Annotated in this window: 16 protein-coding genes; 4 read left to right on the forward strand and 12 right to left on the reverse strand. The window is 40.5% G+C overall.

Features of this window, described 5'->3' with window-relative positions; all coding sequences use genetic code 11:
• Positions 1-34 precede the first annotated feature (34 nt).
• A complete protein-coding gene (locus ACL8WY_RS08300; RefSeq protein ID WP_436517970.1) occupies positions 35-5,737 on the forward strand; it encodes a T9SS type A sorting domain-containing protein in 5,703 nt (1,900 codons plus the stop codon).
• A gap of 101 nt (positions 5,738-5,838) precedes the next feature.
• Positions 5,839-7,194, forward strand: a complete 1,356-nt coding sequence (locus ACL8WY_RS08305) for a DUF4493 domain-containing protein (RefSeq protein ID WP_436517971.1) — start codon at positions 5,839-5,841, stop codon at positions 7,192-7,194.
• A gap of 18 nt (positions 7,195-7,212) precedes the next feature.
• On the opposite strand, the gene ACL8WY_RS08310 is transcribed toward ACL8WY_RS08305, so the two are convergent.
• The 5 genes from ACL8WY_RS08310 to ACL8WY_RS08330 form a co-directional block, all read right to left on the reverse strand.
• Entirely contained in the window at positions 7,213-7,605 is a 393-nt protein-coding gene (locus ACL8WY_RS08310; RefSeq protein ID WP_436517972.1) for a nuclear transport factor 2 family protein, read from the reverse strand.
• Positions 7,606-7,608: 3 nt separating this feature from the next.
• Positions 7,609-8,712 carry a TRAP transporter substrate-binding protein gene (locus ACL8WY_RS08315; RefSeq protein WP_436517973.1) on the reverse strand — a complete coding sequence of 368 codons (1,104 nt, stop codon included), beginning with the start codon at positions 8,710-8,712 and terminating at the stop codon, positions 7,609-7,611.
• Between the two features lie 62 nt (positions 8,713-8,774).
• On the reverse strand, positions 8,775-10,025 hold the full coding sequence (locus tag ACL8WY_RS08320; protein WP_436517974.1) for a hypothetical protein: 1,251 nt from the start codon (positions 10,023-10,025) through the stop codon (positions 8,775-8,777).
• A gap of 12 nt (positions 10,026-10,037) precedes the next feature.
• On the reverse strand, positions 10,038-10,181 hold the full coding sequence (locus ACL8WY_RS08325; RefSeq protein ID WP_436517975.1) for a DNA-binding domain-containing protein: 144 nt from the start codon (positions 10,179-10,181) through the stop codon (positions 10,038-10,040).
• Between the two features lie 143 nt (positions 10,182-10,324).
• Positions 10,325-11,323, reverse strand: coding sequence for a pirin family protein (locus ACL8WY_RS08330; RefSeq protein ID WP_436517976.1), 999 nt, complete (start codon positions 11,321-11,323; stop codon positions 10,325-10,327).
• 64 nt (positions 11,324-11,387) lie between these two features.
• Between ACL8WY_RS08330 and ACL8WY_RS08335 the strand changes: the two genes are divergently transcribed.
• The gene (locus tag ACL8WY_RS08335) at positions 11,388-11,927 is read left to right on the forward strand and encodes a TIGR00730 family Rossman fold protein (protein WP_436517977.1); all 540 of its coding nucleotides are present in this window, start codon (positions 11,388-11,390) and stop codon (positions 11,925-11,927) included.
• Here the strand turns inward: ACL8WY_RS08335 and ACL8WY_RS08340 are convergent.
• The 7 genes from ACL8WY_RS08340 to ACL8WY_RS08370 form a co-directional block, all read right to left on the reverse strand.
• Positions 11,910-12,347 (reverse strand): hypothetical protein, encoded by a 438-nt coding sequence (locus ACL8WY_RS08340; RefSeq protein ID WP_436517978.1) that lies wholly within the window; start codon positions 12,345-12,347, stop codon positions 11,910-11,912. The genes ACL8WY_RS08335 and ACL8WY_RS08340 overlap by 18 nt on opposite strands.
• Positions 12,348-12,422: 75 nt before the next feature.
• A complete protein-coding gene (locus ACL8WY_RS08345) occupies positions 12,423-13,115 on the reverse strand; it encodes a hypothetical protein (RefSeq protein ID WP_436517979.1) in 693 nt (230 codons plus the stop codon).
• Positions 13,112-13,426 (reverse strand): hypothetical protein, encoded by a 315-nt coding sequence (locus ACL8WY_RS08350; RefSeq protein ID WP_436517980.1) that lies wholly within the window; start codon positions 13,424-13,426, stop codon positions 13,112-13,114. The genes ACL8WY_RS08345 and ACL8WY_RS08350 overlap by 4 nt, the downstream gene beginning before the upstream one ends.
• Positions 13,427-13,429: 3 nt before the next feature.
• Positions 13,430-14,845: a hypothetical protein gene (locus ACL8WY_RS08355; protein ID WP_436517981.1), complete on the reverse strand. Its 1,416-nt coding sequence runs from the start codon at positions 14,843-14,845 to the stop codon at positions 13,430-13,432.
• Between the two features lie 13 nt (positions 14,846-14,858).
• Positions 14,859-15,851, reverse strand: a complete 993-nt coding sequence (locus tag ACL8WY_RS08360; RefSeq protein WP_436517982.1) for a CBASS cGAMP-activated phospholipase — start codon at positions 15,849-15,851, stop codon at positions 14,859-14,861.
• Between the two features lie 374 nt (positions 15,852-16,225).
• Positions 16,226-17,833 (reverse strand): hypothetical protein, encoded by a 1,608-nt coding sequence (locus ACL8WY_RS08365; RefSeq protein WP_436517983.1) that lies wholly within the window; start codon positions 17,831-17,833, stop codon positions 16,226-16,228.
• Positions 17,834-17,907: 74 nt separating this feature from the next.
• Entirely contained in the window at positions 17,908-18,657 is a 750-nt protein-coding gene (locus tag ACL8WY_RS08370; RefSeq protein WP_436517984.1) for a TMEM175 family protein, read from the reverse strand.
• Between the two features lie 126 nt (positions 18,658-18,783).
• On the opposite strand from ACL8WY_RS08370, the gene ACL8WY_RS08375 reads away from it, so the two are divergent.
• Positions 18,784-19,914: a DUF2911 domain-containing protein gene (locus ACL8WY_RS08375; protein WP_436517985.1), complete on the forward strand. Its 1,131-nt coding sequence runs from the start codon at positions 18,784-18,786 to the stop codon at positions 19,912-19,914.
• Positions 19,915-19,941 lie beyond the last annotated feature (27 nt).

The raw sequence follows: 19,941 nt of genomic DNA on the forward strand, positions 1-19,941 counted from the left end.
TGACTAAGAGTACAAACAAAAATCGCAATGCCTTATGAAAAACTCACACACAAGCACAAGGGACTTTAGCTACAACCGAAACGTTATCCGGTTTATCATTTTTATCACCTTCCTGCTGGTGGCTGTCATGTTCAGTTTTGCACAGAATGTGACATTTACTGATACCAATTTTAAAAACGCGTTACTGGCAAATGACCCGGTTATCGATACAAGTGGAGATGGTGAAATCCAGATAAGTGAAGCGGAAGCCACATTGGAAATTGACGTGTACAATTATGCAGTTGACATTACCAGCCTCGGAGGAATTGAGGCCTTCACCAATTTGACAAGTTTAAATGCGGGAGCTAATGCACTAACGTCAGTTGATTTGAGTAGTAATACTGCAATTACATCACTCTTCTTACAAGCAAATCAACTTGAATCAATAGACGTAACCATGCTTACTGAGTTGGAAACCCTCTCAATTGGTAGCAATCTATTTTCAACTATTGATCTTTCTCAAAACACCAAGCTGGTCACACTTTATATTGGCGGGGTGTTTTATTTGAACTCATTGAATGTTAGTGCCTTGACAAACTTGGAGACGTTTTGGTTTTCATCGAATGGGAACCTTACGTCCATTGACCTGAGCAATAATACGAAGCTCAAGAACGTGCGCGGAGACTATACGAACATTACATCGCTTGATGTTTCCATGCTACCAGATTTGGACTATTTAAATATTCAAAACACGCAAATCACTTCCCTGGATATGACCAACAACCCAAATCTTGCCCAGTTCTACGCATTGAATATGAGTCAACTCAGTACTTTGAAACTCGCTAATGGAAACAATTCGAATATGCTATTCGGTAACGTGCGAGTAAGTAATGTGCCAAATCTCACCTGTATATCAGTTGACGATCCTGATTATGCCGTTACTACTTGGGATACGTACTTTGATGTTCCGGTTACTCCCACAAAGTATTGTGATCTGTCTGATCCAGTTTACATCCCTGACACAAACTTCAAAGCGGCCTTAGTTGGTGACAACTCCATTAATACCAATGAGGATAGTGAAATCAGCTTTACAGAAGCTCAGGTTGTCGAAAGCATTATTGCGGATAATCAGGGAATATTAGACTTAACTGGTCTGGAGGCGTTTTCTAATCTGACCACTCTTTGGTTAACAAGTAACTCAATTGTTACGGCAGATTTAACGTCAAACACTTTGTTAGAGACTGCAGTCTTAAATAGTAATTTCGGATTGACTTCTGTTGACGTTAGTGGGCTTACAGAATTACTAAACTTTCAAGTAAAAGGAGGTGACCTAACTGAGTTGGATGTGTCGACAAATACCAAGCTTCAGGGGTTTGAATTTTACCAGAACGACATTGCAGAAATTGACATCTCGAATAACCCAGATCTACGACATATCAATTTCTCCTTTAATGATCTGACAGAGCTAGATGTGTCCAATAATCTTGAATTAAGAACTTTGAATTTCTGGAGTAATCAGGTGTCCACTCCATTAGATATATCTCAACACCCTCACATTACAACTGTTCAGTTTTCGAACAATCAAATTTCGGAAGTAAATCTTGCCAACGGCTTTAACGAAAACATCACTTTGATCAATGGCTCGGGTAATCCAGCCACTTGTGTTAAGGTTGATGACAAGGCATACTCAGAAGCCGAATGGGCTCATAAATTCAACGAAGGAGTCAATTTCTCAGACACCTACTGTGACCTCAATGACCTTGTTAACATTCCCGATGAGAATTTCAAGGTAGCTCTGCTTGCATATGATCCGGTAATTGACACAAATGAGGATATGGAAATTAGCTACGGTGAGGCGCAAGCTTTCACAGGTTTCTTAAACATGGGTTCAAAGGGAATTAACGATGCTACAGGAATTGAAGCATTTACTGGAGTCACTGTTCTCCACTTCACATCCAATAATCTAACATCGGTCGATTTGAGTCAAAACACTGCCTTGACTTTTTTAGCAGTTAATGATAATGAGTTGACCAGCCTAGACTTATCTAATAATCCATTGCTTACGGGAGTGTTTGCAAACATCAATTTGCTGGAATCAATCGATGTTTCAAACAATACTTTAATAAGAGATTTGCTAGTTCAGCAAAATCAATTGACGGCGTTGGACGTGGCTAATATTCCAGCACTTGAGCGTTTGCTGGCTAATGATAATTTGATCTCAGAGTTCGATCTTAGATCGAATCCCAACATTGATGAATTCAAAATCAATGACAATAGCCTTACTAGTCTTTATCTGAACAATGGAAATCCTGAGAATATTTTCAATTTTGATATTTCTGGTAATGCAGAACTTACATGCGCTTTAGTTGATGATGCCGAGTATTCTACCTTGAATTGGACAAATGTCGATGAGGGATTGTCATTCTCAGACACCTACTGCGATCCGACTGATCCCGTGTATATCCCAGACACGAATTTCAAAGCAGCCCTTATAGGAGATAATTCCATCAATACCAATGAAGATATTGAGATAAGCTATGAAGAAGCAGAGGCATTTACAGGAACGATAGTAGTAAACAGCGGCACGCAGGGAGTCGTTTCTGACCTTATGGGAGTAGAGGCTTTTATCAACCTTGAGGTTATCCAGTTGATCAATCATGATATTGCGGCGTTTGATGCGAGCAATCACCCGAAACTCAGGAACCTAATTCTTCCAAATAATGACCTGATGGAAATAGATATCACTGCAAATCCTGCACTAACTTTCGTCAACCTTCAAAGCAATCAAATTTCAGAAATTGACGTGTCCAATAACACGAACCTTCGGACGCTCAAAATGTCTCACAACCAACTTTCTGAAATCGATGTATCTGCCCGCACCTTGCTACAAGAATTAACGCTGGGATCAAACAACTTGTCCGCTGTGGACATCACAAACAACCCTGACCTTCAAATATTTGATGCTTTTGATAACACCATTAGCACACTTGACCTTAGTCAAAATACTGCTCTTAGATATTTGAATGTTTCAAACACTGACCTTACTTCGATTGACGTTAGTCAGCAGCCCGATTTGCTCGAATTGAGAGCCAATAGCTCGGAACTCGTGTCGGTTAACCTTAAAAACGGAGCTAACACTGAGCTAAATGTCATAAACCTCATTAATAATTTCAACCTGACCTGCGTTGAAGTAGACGATGTGGATTATGCTGAGGCAAATTGGTCAGATAATGTGGATGAGGGTGTGGACTTTAGAATCTCATGCGATCCGAATGCGCCCGTTAATATCCCAGATCCGAATTTCAAAGCGGCGTTGGTTAGCAATGGATCAATCAATACGAACTCCGATAGTGAGATCAGCTACGCTGAAGCGGAAGCCTTCGCTGGAAAAATTGAAGTATTCAATCAAGGTATCACGGACGCCACCGGTATTGAGGCTTTCATCAATTTGACTGAGCTCAATTTGACCATTAATGATCTAACGGAAATTGATCTGACCAGAAATACCGAGCTGGTGTCTCTGGATTTATCTCGCAATGAAGTCGCCAGCCTCGACCTTTCAAACAATACGAAATTGGTGGTGCTTGATCTGGCGTTTCACATGCTCACTGATGGTATTGATCTTTCGAACAATATAATGTTGGAAGAGGTTATCATGAATGGAAATGGTCCAACAAGCCTTACTTCACTAGATGTAAGCCAAAATATAAACCTTAAGACGTTGGCAGTGCAAAACAATCCAGACTTGAGCTCTATTGACCTTTCCAACAATACGGAGCTCATTCTTTTTCAAGCAGTGAATGACAGCTTTGAATCGATAGATTTTACCAATAATACTAAGCTTGAATACATTGGAATGGCAAATAATTTACTTAGTTCAATTGATGTAAGTAACCAATCCAATCTAATAACACTTGTATTGGACAATTTTGGAACCAACGAGAACTCGATAACATCCATCGATGTAAGCAATAATCCATTGTTGGAAGGGCTCTATTTTCAGGGAAATCCAATCACTTCCATTGATGTTTCAAACAACCCTGCGCTCAAGAATATTCGGATATCGGGATCACAGGTTACAGCACTGAATCTGGACTCCAATCCTTTGCTTGAAGTGATTCAGGCAGAAAATATCACCACACTTATCAGCTTAAGTGTTCTGAATGGTAATAACTCAAACATCACCACTTTCAATACCACAGGAAGCACAAACCTTGAGTGTATCCGAGTAAATGATGTTGCCTTGGCCGAGGCAAATTGGACCATCGATCCCGCCAATGAATTCTGTTGTTTTGTTACTATTCCTGATGCCAATTTCAAAGCGGCGTTGCTAGCAAATACCAACATCAATACGGACATGGACGAAGAAATCAGTTGTGATGAAGCTGAAGCATATACTGGTCAAGTCCAAGCCAGTGATGATGGAATTAACTCGATTGCTGGAATTGAACACTTTCCTAACATCACTATACTTCAGGTGCATGGCAATAATCTTGAATCTGTTGACTTGAGTGCAAACACTTTATTGGAAACACTCTGGCTTTCTCGCAATGCTCTGAACTCAATAGACCTTACCGCAAACACGGCAATTACAGACCTCAGAATTGACTCAAACGTTGGCCTTTCTACATTAACTGTTGGTAATCTTCCCGCCCTTGCAACGTTACACGCTCATACGACTTCAGTTGCTCAAATCGACCTGTCAAATAATGGTCATTTGGAAGATTTGGTAATGCACACTACTTCTTTGCAATCGCTTGATTTGACAAGCAACCCAAACCTTTGGAGAGTATATGTCTATGACAACCAACTATCCGAATTTGATTTGAGAAATGGGAACAATTCTGGGATAACCAGTTTTCGAGCTGAGGGTAACGATCTTACCTGTATTTCGGTTGACGATGTAGCATATTCAGAAACCAACTGGTCCAGCGTGGACGGAGCAGCAGCCTTCAGTACCGACTGCTCCAATGGCGCCAACGACATCCTCATGTTCTCTTTTTCCGAGCAGACAGGAGCAGCTACAATCGATGCTACCAATCATACAATCGAAATTGAAGTGGAAATTGGCACTAGCCTCACAGCTTTGGAGCCAACAATTACTGTTTCTGATGGAGCGAATACTTCTCCATCTGGTCTTCAGGATTTCACCAACGCTGTGACATACACAGTGACTGCTGAGAATTATGATGAGCAGGACTGGGCGGTGACGGTTACTATAAATATTGCTCCTATTATTGAAAATCCTTTTGAAGATTCATACAGTGAAACTGAAGGCTTTGAGTCAGTTCAAATCAGTTATGAAACTATATTCTCGGATGCCGATGGAGATGAGTTGGAAATTTCAGTCGAAAGCAGCAACGAAAATGTTGTAACTGCTGAGGTAATTGCCAACAATCAAATTCAGATCAATGAAGTCGGACTGGGTGAGAGCACCATCACCGTAACCGCTGACGATGGCAATGGAGGATCAATATCTGAAGATTTTACTTTCACAGTGACTGAAGCTGCAACCCCACTTGGATTTGAAGATGAACTTGAGGTAAAAGTTTATCCAAACCCAACCATCGATTTCATAAATATTGATGCAAGTAAATCTTTGAAAGTTCAAATGATTGATCTGAATGGTAGAGTCCTTCGAAACAAGACCGGACAAAACATAAGATTAAACTTGAAGGATATAAAATCAGGTATGTATATCCTCCAAATAACCGATGGCGAAACTTCCATAAGTCAACGAATCATAAAGGCAAACTAAGGCAGCATTAGCTATGGCTATTGCGAGGGACGGCTCAAGGAGCCGTCCTTTTTTTGTTCTTATGATTTTCAATATCTTGGTCACACCTAATCATTACCACCATGAAGAAGTTTATCACTCTGTTTCTTTTGTTTTCACTTTCTGTTTTCATTGCGTGTCAGCAAGATGATAGCGTACCTCAAGACGAATTTGGCTTTTTATCTCTTTCACTGGATATCTCCATCACCATCGAAGAATTAGGTGGTAGAGTTGATGCTATCGTCCCTCTAGAAGATTTCAAAGTAATCATTGAGCAGGAAGATGGTGTTACTTACGCAGAGTATAATAACTACAGCGAAATACCAACAGAACTCGAACTACCCACAGGATCTTACAAAGTGATTGCGTATTCAGACAATGATCTGCCAGCCCAATTTGAAAATCCATACTATTACGGAGAGTCGGAAATTTTTACCATCGATAAAGATGAAGTACAGGCAGTATCTCTGACAGCAGAGCTGGCCAATATGAAGGTCAGTGTGACATATTCAGACAATGTCTCAAACTCGTTTGACTCTTATTCCACCAATGTGGAGAACTCCACAGGAGATGCTCTGGTATTTGACGAAACAGAAACACGCGAAGGATACTTCGCTGTAGATCCGCTCAGCATTTTATCCACACTTACCTATACCAAATCGGATGGGGAAGTAGTAACTACTCAGTATGCTGCAAGCATAACTAGCCCGGAAGCCAAGACACATTATCGAGTCAACATTGACGCGTTTGTTCAGAATGGCCGAGCAGCTATCAATATCACACTAGATGATGGCACAAACGACGTTGACATTTCCCTTGGCAATGGCAATGAGGACAATGATTCTGATGGAGTAACTATTGGAGATGGAGATTGCGATGATAGTGATGACACGATTTATCCAAATGCACCTGAGCTTGCAGATGGAATAGATAACAATTGTGACGGCTTTGTGGATAATGCTGTTTGCGGAAACGGTGTAGTAGATTGGAGTGAAGAGTGTGATGGAGGAGGTAATTGCTTGATTACCTGCCAACTTGATTCGGATGGAGATGGCATAGCAAACACAAGCGATAACTGCCCCAATAACTCAAACAGTAATCAGAATGATAGCGATAATGATGGTGTTGGTGACATCTGTGATAATTGTCCTAATACTTTCACTCTTAATGGAAGTCAAACGGATAGTGACAATGATGGGGTAGGAAATGTCTGTGACAATTGTCCATTTAATTCAAATGCAAGCCAAGCTGATTCAGACAATGACGGGATTGGTAATAGCTGCGACAGAGATTGGGACAATGACGGTTATGAAGGCATCCAGAATGGAGGAAACGGTGCTGACTGTGATGATAATAACCCATTCATCAATCCAGGCGCAAATGAAATTCCGAACAATGGAATTGATGAAAACTGCGATGGATTAGACGATATACCTTAAAGATAAAAGCTGGCTGCTCTATTGTCTTCCTAAAAAATGTACCTCCTGGATTTTATTAAGTCCTACACGATACATCACGATTGCGTACACTTTTCTCCCACCAAAAATTACTTCTTCATGTTCGATCACAGTATTTCCAACGGCAATTCGATTGAGCAGCGTACAGTTTAAGTCAGGAGCTTGATCAAACATTGCACCGTATTGTTCTCGCATGATATCCTTTCCCTGATAAAGCATTTCACGCGTATCGTTATAAACTTTGACGGAATCAGAATACGGAATTAAAAAGGCTTCAATATCTCGATTGTTATAAGCTTCCAATTGTGCATTTGCCAGTTCTTCCGGCGTTTGTGCAAAAGCAATCATTCCGAAGGCTATTGCTAAAAAAGAAAGTGCAGTTCTTATTCTCATTTGTTACATTATTTGATCGTAAAATACCCGCTCACTTACATTCATCCATACACCGACATCTTTTCTAAACTTATCAAAAGCTTCATACACTTTCTTACTTGGAGCATCAGTTTCGCACAATTCAGCAATAGTCTCCTGTGTAAACCCTTTTAGCGCATTTAATACTTCTGACGGAAATTGTGCTACAGTCACATCCGTTTCATTGATGATCTTTTGAAGATACTGACCATTTCTAGCATCAAACTCAGCACCCATCCATCTTCCTGTACGATAGCAAGCCGTACGAATAATCTCTTGTAAATCTGAAGGCAAGGCATCAAACTTTGGCTTGTTGACCATCATTTCCAAAGCCGGACCAGGTTCATGCCAGCCAGGATAATAGTAGTATTTGGCTACATTATAAAATCCCATCAGGTAATCATGAAAAGGACCTATCCACTCGGTCGCATCAATGACTCCACGTTCCAGATTGGTGTAGATTTCCCCTCCGGAAACCAGAACAGGCGTCCCCCCGGCTTTTTCCAAAACCTTGGCTCCAAGACCTGGTATCCGCATCTTAAGTCCTTTGAGATCCTCAATGGTCTTAATTTCTTTCTTGAACCAGCCAGCCATTTGTACGCCTGTATTTCCGCACAAGATCGGTTGAATGTTGAATGGCTCATAAAGTTCCTCCCAAAGCTTATCTCCACCGCCGGCAATTATCCAGGAGCTCATCTGTTGGGCGTTCATCCCGAAAGGAACTGCAGCAAAAAACTGGGCCGCAGGCACTTTGCCGGACCAATAATACGCTGCCCCGTGATTCATCTCCACAGCTCCATTGCTCACCGCATCAAAACCTTCAAGGGCAGGTATTAATTCACCACCTCCGTAAACCGTAATGTCCATTCTCCCACCGGACATCTGTCGAACCCAATCAGCCATCAGCTTACAGCCTTCTCCAACCACAGGAAAGTTGGGTGGCCAGGTAGTAGTCAACTTCCATCGATAGGTATTATTGAAATTAATATAGGGTCCCTGGCTCTTCTCCTCTGACTTGACACAAGAAGCTAATGTAGTGGCGCCTGCAGCTGCAAGCGCAGACTTGGTAAGGAACTTACGACGTTTCATAGTGGAAAGATAACCATAGAATGGCAAGAAGGTAATGGCCTGTGAGGTCAAGTCAGATCTTCCTAGTCTCCTTCTACTTTGAAGTATTTTTTGATGGATGCCGCATCCAATATCACATCTTTTTGAGTGGCACGCTCGATGATATTTTCATGTAAGTTGAGCAAGATGGAGCACTCAGCTTCCTTCAATATGCTGTATAGTCTATCATCCTTTTTTATATCACCAAAGATGAATGTGTTCAGTTGATCCAGTCCTGTGTATGACTTATCCAGCTTATTGAGTTTGAGCAATTGCTGCAACTTTTTTCCCTGTGGCGTATCATCGTTGGTGAGAAAGAGAAAGGTGCGAATCACCGCAACACCATCTATGACTTCCACCAACAAGTATCCCAGCAGGTGACCGTAGAAGTAGTATCCCAAAAGTCCTCGGTTGATGCCAAAGGGCAAAACATTGCCTACAGTAATGGACTTTGTCACATGGTAATAGAGCTCCCGCTTTGGAAACAAGTCCAATCGTTCGTAGAGCCTGTTCAGGGCATGTTTTTGCATATATACTTCCAGCTTCAATCCACGCATAATGGTATTGTCGCTTAAGTCATCTGCTTTAAGGTGTGGTATCTCAATGCCTCCTTTCTTCCAGCCCTCTACTTTGAATACCTCCGTAGTGTCTCTCCCATCAAAGCGTATTTTTTTTGTCTCAGTCAGGAAACAACGCACCATCACATGTATGCCCATATACAATTTTTTTGAGAGCTCTCCGGAATGTGTGTCTTTAAACACATACACCATAAACCGATCGGGGGTCTGGGTTAACATACTGCCAAGGGTATCCATAAACCTTTCAAAATTCCGCTCTGGGCTGTTTTTCGATTTGCATAGCTCAACCATCGGTTTCAGCTTTTCATCCAACAGCTGCTTCTGCTCCGGTGTTACATCATCTAGCGTACGGTACCAGTGATACAGCGTGAGCACATGAGAAAAAAACTCCCTATTAGGAATCTCAGTGCTCGAGCCCGGAAATTTGAATGATTGTTGATCAAGGAATAAATCTTCTATAATCTTCCGCACAGTACCTACTATACCCGGTAGTAATTTCATTTCGGGTCCGCCCAGCACTTTGAAACGAAATCGCAATGAATACAAAATGTAGATATCCCCAATGGAGATTTTCTCCACCGCCTCTCTCGCACCAAAAGTTTCGCATATCTCCAGCAAGCGATTATAAAAAGCATCTATCATTTGTGATTTTCTTGCCAGAGACAGTGGCTGGGGTTGTCGCGGCTTTGGCTTTCTTCTTCCTTTTTTCTTAGCCATGATTTCCTTTGATCAGTGTGTCACTGTGCTCCCTTGACCGATCATGGTATCAATCAGGTCTTCTTTGGTTTTGGATGTTTGATCCTGCACGACGGCCATATAGTCATCAAGATCATTTGTAAGGTTGTTTGGAAAAAGTGCGTATTTAATAGACATTTCCGTATGGGTAAAAAATTGAACATGAGCCAATCTAACAACTACTTTCGCTGCTCAGAGGCAGCGGCATTACCAAAAGAAACTTGTCTACAAAAAGTATACGCCTTTGCTATGACACCTCGTCAATAATTGATGGTTTTCTGCTACCTCACTTCCTCTTCCCCGTCGGCATGTAAAGCGAAGCGACCCTTTTCCCTCGGGTGAACAAACTCATCTTTAGGCCATGGCCACCCACCAAACTGAGTACGCTGGTATTCTCGAATGGTGTCATAGATTTCCTCCTGACTATTCATAACAAATGGTCCTTGCTGCACAACAGGCTCACCTATAGGTTTCCCCTGAAGCAATAGAATATGAGCTTCTTTACTACCATTTTTGATGATTACTTCATGATTTGCATGCAGATCCGCACCTTGCTGCTCATTTAAGATTTGGCCATCAATCTCGATGCTATCACCTTCATAGAAATAGACAGACCTGTTCACATCTTTATCAGCAATTGGAAGCTTCAACTTTCCATTGGCCTGAATTTTAATAAGCCAGATTGCCACGCCGTTTTGCGGGTCAGCAGCCCAAGAGTCTGGTGTGGTATCCAGTGATTTGGATTCGCCAAAATCCCCCGCAATAATGGTCACTTCCGCATCTTCTGTCTTATGAATCGGTATGTCCTCCGCCCAAAGCATTTTATAGTGTGGCTCCACAAATTTGCTTCTGCGAGGTAAGTTGAGCCAGATTTGAAAAAGCAATAATGGATTGTCTTTATCATCATTAGTCAGAGGAAACATTTCTGAATGAAGAACACCTCTTCCGGCGGTCATCCATTGAACATCACCATGTCCAAAACGGCCGGTTGCACCCATACTGTCCGAATGATCCACCAAACCTTCCGGCACCACAGTAATCGTCTCAAATCCTCGATGGGGATGTTGAGGGAATCCCGGCACTTGCTGCCCGTGATACATTCGCCAACCATCTTTTATCGTAAAATCCTGACCTATCATGCGGCCCTTCAAATGCTCAGAATCAGGTCCCATGGATTCATTTCCCTTTGGAAAAAGGTCTCGGTGATACACACAAAAAAGAAAGGGATCTTGCGTTTCCCAAGGGAAGCCCAATGGTTTGATCTGCTTAATGGCACTCATAATATAAATTTTTAAAGTAAACCGTAAACCACTGTGTAGAGTTCAAATTCTTACCTTTGCTCCGATGAAACGAATAGCTATTTTTTGCGGATCCAAAATGGGTAACGATCCAAAATATGCGGCATCAACTAAAGAGTTAATCAGTGCTCTGGTAAGCCAAGGAATTGAAATTGTCTATGGTGGTGGCGATGTGGGGCTGATGGGAATAGTTGCTGAAACTGCTCTCGAAAATGGCGGTACAATTACCGGTGTAATTCCCGATAAGCTCTACGAAATGGAAGTTGCTCATACAGGTATTACCAAACTCTATAGAGTAAAGGATATGCACGAGCGAAAGGCGTTAATGGCGGATCTGTCAGATGCATTCATTGCGCTTCCTGGTGGCGTAGGCACATTGGAAGAAATGACCGAAGTAATGACCTGGGCGCAAATAGGGTATCATTCCAAACCGTGCGCATTCTTAAACACCAATGGCTACTACGACCACTTCATCGCCTTCTTCGATCACATGGAAGCGGAGGGCTTTTTATACAAATCCCTGCACGATCAAGCGATTGTGGAGGAGGATTCATTTACTCTTGTAAAATCACTTTTTAAAAAATAGAGGTGCAACTAGGGTAAAGAAAAGCACTAGTAAGCCCGACAAGAAACTTTTGAACTCGGAATGGAAAAAAGTATCAAATGGCCCTCCGATACTGAAAACCCAGCATAAAAATGCAATAACAGTAATCGTAAGTTGCTTGTTGTTTTTAACCTCAAAAGCCCTCTTGTAAATGACTGGAGCAAGAACTGTCAACGCAATAATTGCTACGTACATTACTGTTTTTACAGTGCTTTCACTTAATGCCGGGTCATCTGTGGCAATTTTCAAAACTGCTTCATAACTACCTTTTATAAATAAGTATCCTGTAACAATTTCACCAGGTATTAGCTTAGTGAGTTTAGCGCTGTAACCATCAGCAGATGGTGCAGAAGAAGCTAGGTTCATTTGAGTAAGGCTGGAATTTGTAATTATTTCTCTCATAAAGTTCTTTTTTATGCTCGTAATAAATTTGGTATTTATAGAAGGAGAATCACTTCAGCTTCGTAATGAATTATCTTATTGAAAAGTGATATTAATAGATTTAGTAATCGTACTCTGTGAATCCATCGTAAAACGTATTTCTACTGTACCAATGGAGTCATTGGTATTGATAAACTTGGCAGAAGCCAGTCCATCATTAGTTTTAATCACATGAAGACTTCTAATTTCAGGGTTTTCAGTACTTATCACTTCCCAATTGATTGGGATATTGTTTGAAGTAAATTCATCAAAAACAAATGATAATTCCACTGTATCTGTGACACCAAATGAAGTGATACCATATGTAGGATATAAATCAATATCATTAGGGTAGTTTACCAAATACCTCAAAACTGTATCTGTTTGAAACTCTCCTATTTCAGCAGAAAGAACCACATAATCTGAAAATTCTTTAAATGCATTAACCTGAAATGAAGTAGTTCTGTAAAACAGAGATCTCGTTAAGGATTTAGCTGTGTCAGAATTAATGAATGTTCCGGGGTCAGATAGGCTACCCTTTGAAATTGAGAATTCAATCGTCTGAAATTCATCAGAATTCGTTCCCAAAATTGCCGAAACTCTAATACTACTTCGTCCATCAGCTTTAATACTATCACTATCAAATTCAAATCTTATAACTTCTTGCTCATTAAGCGGCTTCAATGGGTCATCCAACTCACAAGCTATAGTGAGAAGAATAATTAATATAAGTGGAGTGAATTTTTTCATGGACAACTTAATTGGATGTTATGATTTGCTTGATCATCAAGATTATCATTATGTCTGAGTTCTATCGTTATTGTCACAAAAGTGTTATGAGCCTCATCACATATGATGGTTAAAGTCATTGGTCTTGTCTCAAAAGTTGCTTGAGCGTTCCATTCTGTCGTCCCATTGATTTGACAATCATCCAGCGGTATTTGCGCACTCAACTCATAGTCGTCGCCAATAACGAGGTTGTCAATATCAATCGTTAAGGTAAATGCGATCCCACATTGCACGTTGACATTGTTAGGACTGATATTAATTATGTCCGCCATAGTCTAATCGTTTTCTTTTTGTATTAAATAATTGATGACATTGAAATCAAAGTTCAATGAAACATAAGGACGCACACGAAGGTGGGTGTCATCCTGAAGAGGGCTTGGTACCGGCTGATTGACAAAAATTGCCCCAGCACTTATCCCTATTTGATTGGTAATATCATAGCTATACCCAAGAACCAGTTTGATTTTAATGCCAGTATTTTCTAAATCCTGACCATTAAATTTCAATGGATCAGTTGTTACAGCACCCACAAGTAGTGATGATTTAGACCAAAATCTTTTCTCGACACTTGAGCCTTTCTTGTGATAATAAGGATCTTTCAAGCGCTTATCGAATGGAAGAAAATAGAATTTGAGACCATAGATACTTATTAACTCGCTGTTGTTAGAATTATCGGCAAGCGAGATGGCTCCAATTCCAAACGCAGTTCCAATTTTAACTCCAACTGGATCTGCCTCACCCGTAGCTTCTTTTTTAATTGGTTTTAATGACTCTTTGAGTAAATACTTAATTCTTACTTTTTGAGGGAAGATTGTAGATCTGGTGTCTTCGATTTCATTATCAAGTTTTCTTACTTCCTCACCACTGGAAAGGATGTTGTTATACATTTTTATGATTCCTGATTTTTGAGTAGATAGATCGGTTGTATCCAAGAACAAAACAAGGTCGCCCAGAACTTCACTTGAAGGCTCTTTTTGAATTAAATCCAAGTATGTATCTAGATCATCTGCATCCAGAAGTTTCGCTTTGGATTGTAAGCTATTGTTATTACGATTGACATTATTTTGTGCATTGATTTGGTTTCTTTTAGACCTAAAATATGCTATTAAGATTGTATTTAACTTCTTGTATGCATCATCAAGTTCTTGTTGATCAATTGTTGTTTCAATTATCTTATTGTTTCCCCATTTATAAGTCTTCAGATCACTATCAATGAGATTTTGTTTAGTTGCATTTACTCTATTCTTTAGTTCAGCTGTGTCGATAGATGTTAATGGCAATAATTGATTGATTACTTCATCAATTTTGTTAGTTACCTCTACAGCCTTCGTCTTTTGTAAATAGTATTCAAAGACCAGTCGATAATTTCGACTTATTTGAAACTTTTTATTCATTGTTAAGCTGAAACTCAACTCACTATCTGAGTTCTTCCAGCTCACTTCATCAAAGAGCTTATTACTATCACTCTCTTCGGTAGTTTCTTCCGATTCTGACTCCTTAATTTCATAAACACTCAACTTTACGAATTTTGCCGTATCACCACTTTGTATAGTGGATCCTTCAAAGGTTACGTAGTTGATATATGATAAATCTTCAGTGAGTTTACCATCTTCTAAATCTATTGTCTGCTGCGCAATACATACAAAATGTAATGTGCAATAAGTCAGTATAAGTGCTAGTTCTTTCTTCATTTCAATTTGAATATTACAACCCCAACCACTCCTCGATCTTCCCCTTGTTCTCTTCAAAAAGCTGCTGGCCAAACGCTTTGAGATTGGCCATGTTTTCCTGTGTTGCACAGTCCATATCCGGATCTATATTGGTTTCCTTTAGGTCACCATCTATACGCAGGTATTGATTCGGATTGTCTATGGTTCCGTAAATCTTGTCTAGCTGGTAATGAGCTACATCTGCAGAGCCAGACATCATAATGTCAATAACGGGCTGCACCCATTCGGCCATGCCGTAGTTTTTGGCTTTTTTGTATGGATAGGATTTGCGATTATGACCGGTACCAATGGACAAGATCTTCATGTCCTTGGCGGTTGCTTCGTCCCCATTCATTTCAAAGATGGATCGACCTTCTGCATAAGCGACTAGTGATGGATTGTTTACAAAAACTCCACCATCAATTAAGGAATAGGAGTTTCCAGCTTCAGAGGTGACACGCTCACATTCAAAGTAAGTAGGTGCCGCTGAGGTTGCTCGGGCAACATCTCGCACTTTATAATTATAATCCGGGTCTTTTTGAGCCTTATGTTGACCAAAGAAGTGGCCTTTGCGATTTTCAATGTCATAGGTAGTAATGACACAAGGTTTCAGCAGGTCTTTCAACCACACATCACCAAAGTAATCGTTGAGCGCATTTTCGATTCCTTTAGCCGGATATTTTTCATCAAGGATTCCAGCTACAGATCGTACCTTATGAAAGAAAGGCACATCGAATATGTCTTCACCTCTTTTAAAGTAAAGACCGACAACTTCTTCTGCCGAAAATTTGGGTGTGTTAGGCTTGTTGGGATTCTCAATGAGGAACGCACAGGCTAGGATGCCGCCCGTGCTGGTGCCAGCTACTAAGTCAAAGTCTTTTGCGACTTCAACTCCAAATTCTTTTTCAATTTCAACGAGAATCTGGCCTGGGATGATGCCTCGTATTCCTCCTCCATCTATGGATAAAACTTTCTTTAGCGGTGGCATAAAGTCTGAGTTTAATGATAACTAGACTAAAGGTCACCATACCGTTTACTAAAAACAATACCTACCAAGGGGTATTCTAGGAGAATAAGAAGAAACTTATTGGATATTTTGAATAGAAGTGATTCCGTTTACTTAAATATTATCAAGTGATAATGTTTTCAATGCTTGTTCACTTTCACTTTTTTGAATCCAAAAAAGGCTAATAAGAGAGCCAATGCTACAAATGCTAGTCGGGATAATTTTTTCATAACTGTGGTATTTTTAAATGTTCCATAAATTTCGTCAGTTATGTCCCTGAATATCAATACCCTAAATGTGGTAATCTTTCAAAACAGTGGATTATTCACCGAACTAAAAACCTGTTATGTCGAAACCTAGAAGTGCTGCTCAAGGAATCGATGTGCATTTTCAAAACAAATGCCACGGGCGGCATTCTCTACTTCCTGGTTGCTTGTAAGCTGATAACGAGCGCCATCCAAAACCTGCAGTCCTTCCAATTTATCTATAAGGTCTCTTTCAAAATCATCAAAAAGCAGGGAGTTGCCATAATCCTGCGTAGGGTCTATGTAGCCTTCAAAATCAGTTCCGAGGGTAAAATAGCTCCAGCACTTCCCTTTTGTAGCAGCATCAAGCTCACTGCTATCTATTATGACATCAACCATGGCTTTCAGATTTTTCCAAATAAGATCAATGCTGTTTACTCTATCCTTTTTATCACCAAGTATTCGTTGGTCAAAACATATTCCAACCAAACCGCCTGTTTTTGCTGCCCACTGTACATCCTCTCCACAAGCATTGATGTTCCATGGATAAAAGCCATCTCGCAGATCACGGTCGTTTTCCAATGGTGAAAAGTCGATTGTTTCCTGCAACGTATCCCACCCGCTGAAAGCTACATGACTTAGAATTACAGGAATAGTATCACCCTTCTCCATGGCTCGTATCACTATATTCTCGTAGTACCATTTTCTGGTTTGAGCAGAGGTATGCTTCAAATCAATAAGGATTCTTCTACCAAGAGAAGCATCTCGATCCAACATGGAATTAAGACTTAGCAATAATCTAATTGCGCGTTCTCCTTCAGGTTGAATATCGCCATTCATACCATCTGTCTGATCTGATAAAATGCGAAGCGCATCTGGTATACTATGCGCATGACCTCCCAAGTAATTGTTGAAATGATGAGCGAAAGTTACAAAGAATATTGGCTGAGGCCATTTCTTCAGCTCCATGATTCGCTCTTCAATCTTATCCAGATTTGTATCAGTTCCCAGTGCATGCATGCCTTCAATGGTCAGCACCATCGCTATCTCGTTATTGTCAAGAGTAGATTTTACTTCAGAGTAATCAGAACAGATCACATACTTTCCGGTAGCATCCAGTGACTCTGGATACTTCTTTCGCATCTTTCTTACGCTCTTGAAAACTCGCTTTATTCCCGGAATATAGATTTCGTTTCTTCGTGTCTCCTGGCTTTTACTGATCAAAAAGTTACGCTCCTTGATCAATTCATCATAATAATCATACTCCTTTGAAATAAAGAATTTGATCCGTCTAATTGGCATTCTCATAAGCAGCGATTGCAAAAATGCCCTTGCAATTTTCAGGATAGTTGGTGCTCCTGTGATAAAGGCAAATACCGCCTGAAACCACATGATTGGATTTAAGAATCCCAAGCCCGAAGTGGATAATACATCCAGAATACGAATCAACTTATTTTGATCGATTTGACCTCCTTTGTAAAATCCTTTTTCAAATGGATAAAGAGACGCAAATACGAGTTTGGTTTCTCCATTCCAGAGTTTTACCGGATCACATTGTGAGTAGCTAAACGCCCGTTTCCCCTTTTCTTGCTTCTTAAAGTTGCTCAGTACGACATTCCAAGGGTTGTATTTGTCTGGCTTCTTTTCGTATTTGGTGTGACGCATCCAGTGAAATGCACGAGAATGCGGGTGACAATGCAGATCAGCATATTTTTTCATAATAGTGAGTATTGTGAAGTTTAAAGTTCCGCATTCGCTACAACTTTCTCAATACCCAAAAGATGGTAAGTTATCTACCCAAAAAGTTGCTTTGACTTCTTCTTAACTCTGTAACCATAAGTAATCATCACCGGAGGATAAAGCATATAAATGAATCCTGCTAAACCGAAATTGAGCGCTCCATATCCAAATGGATGAAGAAATGCAATAATCGTGGAAAGGAACGGAATTGAGCTCATAAGCAGGTTTTGCCACAGGCTTACTTTGGTAGAGAAAATTTCATATTCATTCAGCTCCAACTCCTCACTCCTCTTGTATGCATGCCTGTAGAGCCATGTCATAGCCAAAAATATGAAAGTGGCACCTGCTCCGTAAGCTGTCATAAGTAGCGTCATATTATCGCTATTCATGCTTCCTCCAAAACTGTCCATAAAGTCGTCAGGCATGCCAAATATCAATCCTGAATACAGCTCTACAAGAAACCTTGCCAAAAACTTCAATGGATATATATAGATGAGCACCAAAAACAGCAAGAAGGTATTAACTGTGACAGTCTTGGTATTTTGGAGACCATACCTCAGAAAAAAAACATAGTGTTGATACCAGATTACAACAATCAAAACAATGCAGATAAAAGAGGGGATGATGTCATGAATCGACTTTCTTAGTTGGTCAAAAGTCTCTGGAACTGTGGATGACAAGACCACTAAAGTGAAAGCCACAGCGAATACTGCATCACTAAAAGTTTCTATTCGAGTCTGATCTAATCCCCGGTAACGAAAGTTAGGATCTAAACCGACAACCTTATTTTTTATATCCCTCATAATATCACAATTAGGTGCTCAATGATAACCATTCATCTACAAAATAGCCCCTTGATAGAAAATAAAAAGGTCATTAGAATACAAGGCGTTTTGATTAATCTGGAAACCAAACTCTCAAATACTATAATGAACTACAACAAAAAACTATTCGGAACGCTAATCCTATCACTAATAAGCTTTATTGGATTGGCACAGTTAAGCACACCACCAGGAGGCGGAAGCCAACGATCCTATGTAAGACAGCATATTGGTGGTGTGGGTACAGTTGAAATCAACTACAGTAGTCCTGGTGCAAGAGGTCGTACCATTTATGGTGGTGTTGTCCCTTATGGCTTTAACAATCTTGGATTTGGTCTAAGTACTGCAGACAACCCTTCACCCTGGCGAGCTGGAGCTGACCAGAATACCACATTTACTTTTTCGCACGATGTGAAAATAGGAGACAAAGAGCTTCCTGCTGGTACGTATGGATTCTTCGTTGCGCCTGCACAAGATGGGCCATGGACAGTCATCTTTTCCAAGGATAATAATCACTGGGGTAGCTTTTTCTACAGAGAAGAAAATGATGCTTTACGTGTCGATGTTGAAGCCGAGGACGCAGGATTTCATGAATGGCTAACCTATGAGTTCATCGACAGACAAAACACTTCTACAACGGTAGCATTGATCTGGGGAGACAAGAAACTTCCCGTTAAGATTGAGCTTGCTAATCCGGTAGAGGCACATATAACTCAACTTAAAGCAGAACTCAACAACCAACCCGGTTTTACCTTCCAAAATCTTGTGGCAGCTGCTAGATATGCCTCTAGTGTAGGTGAGCACGAGCAAGCAATCCAATGGGCTGATGGTGCAATAAGCGCTCCATTTGTCGGTCAAAAGAATTGGGGTACCATGTCTACAAAAGCTGCAGTACTGACAGCAGCTGGAAAAATAGACGAGGCTCAAACTGTAATGGATGAAGCAATCAAACTTCCTGGAGCCAATGCAGGAGCTATTCATCAATATGGACGCCAACTAATTGGTGCCGGAAAAGCTGATAAGGCTCTTGAAATATTCAAATACAACCATAAAACCAGTAACGGAGTTTGGCCTACAAATTACGGGCTGGCCAGAGGTTATTCTGCTGTTGGCAACTATAAGCAAGCACTCAAGTATTTGAAACTTGCTAAAAACAATATTCCAGCAGGTGACACGGTAAATGGTCCAATCATAGACCAAAACATTGCTAAACTTGAAAAAGGAGAAGATATCAACTGATCATCATCTCAGGAACATCAAGCCCAC

It is taken from the genome of Ekhidna algicida (genome assembly GCF_051379705.1).
Classification (GTDB): domain Bacteria; phylum Bacteroidota; class Bacteroidia; order Cytophagales; family Cyclobacteriaceae; genus Ekhidna.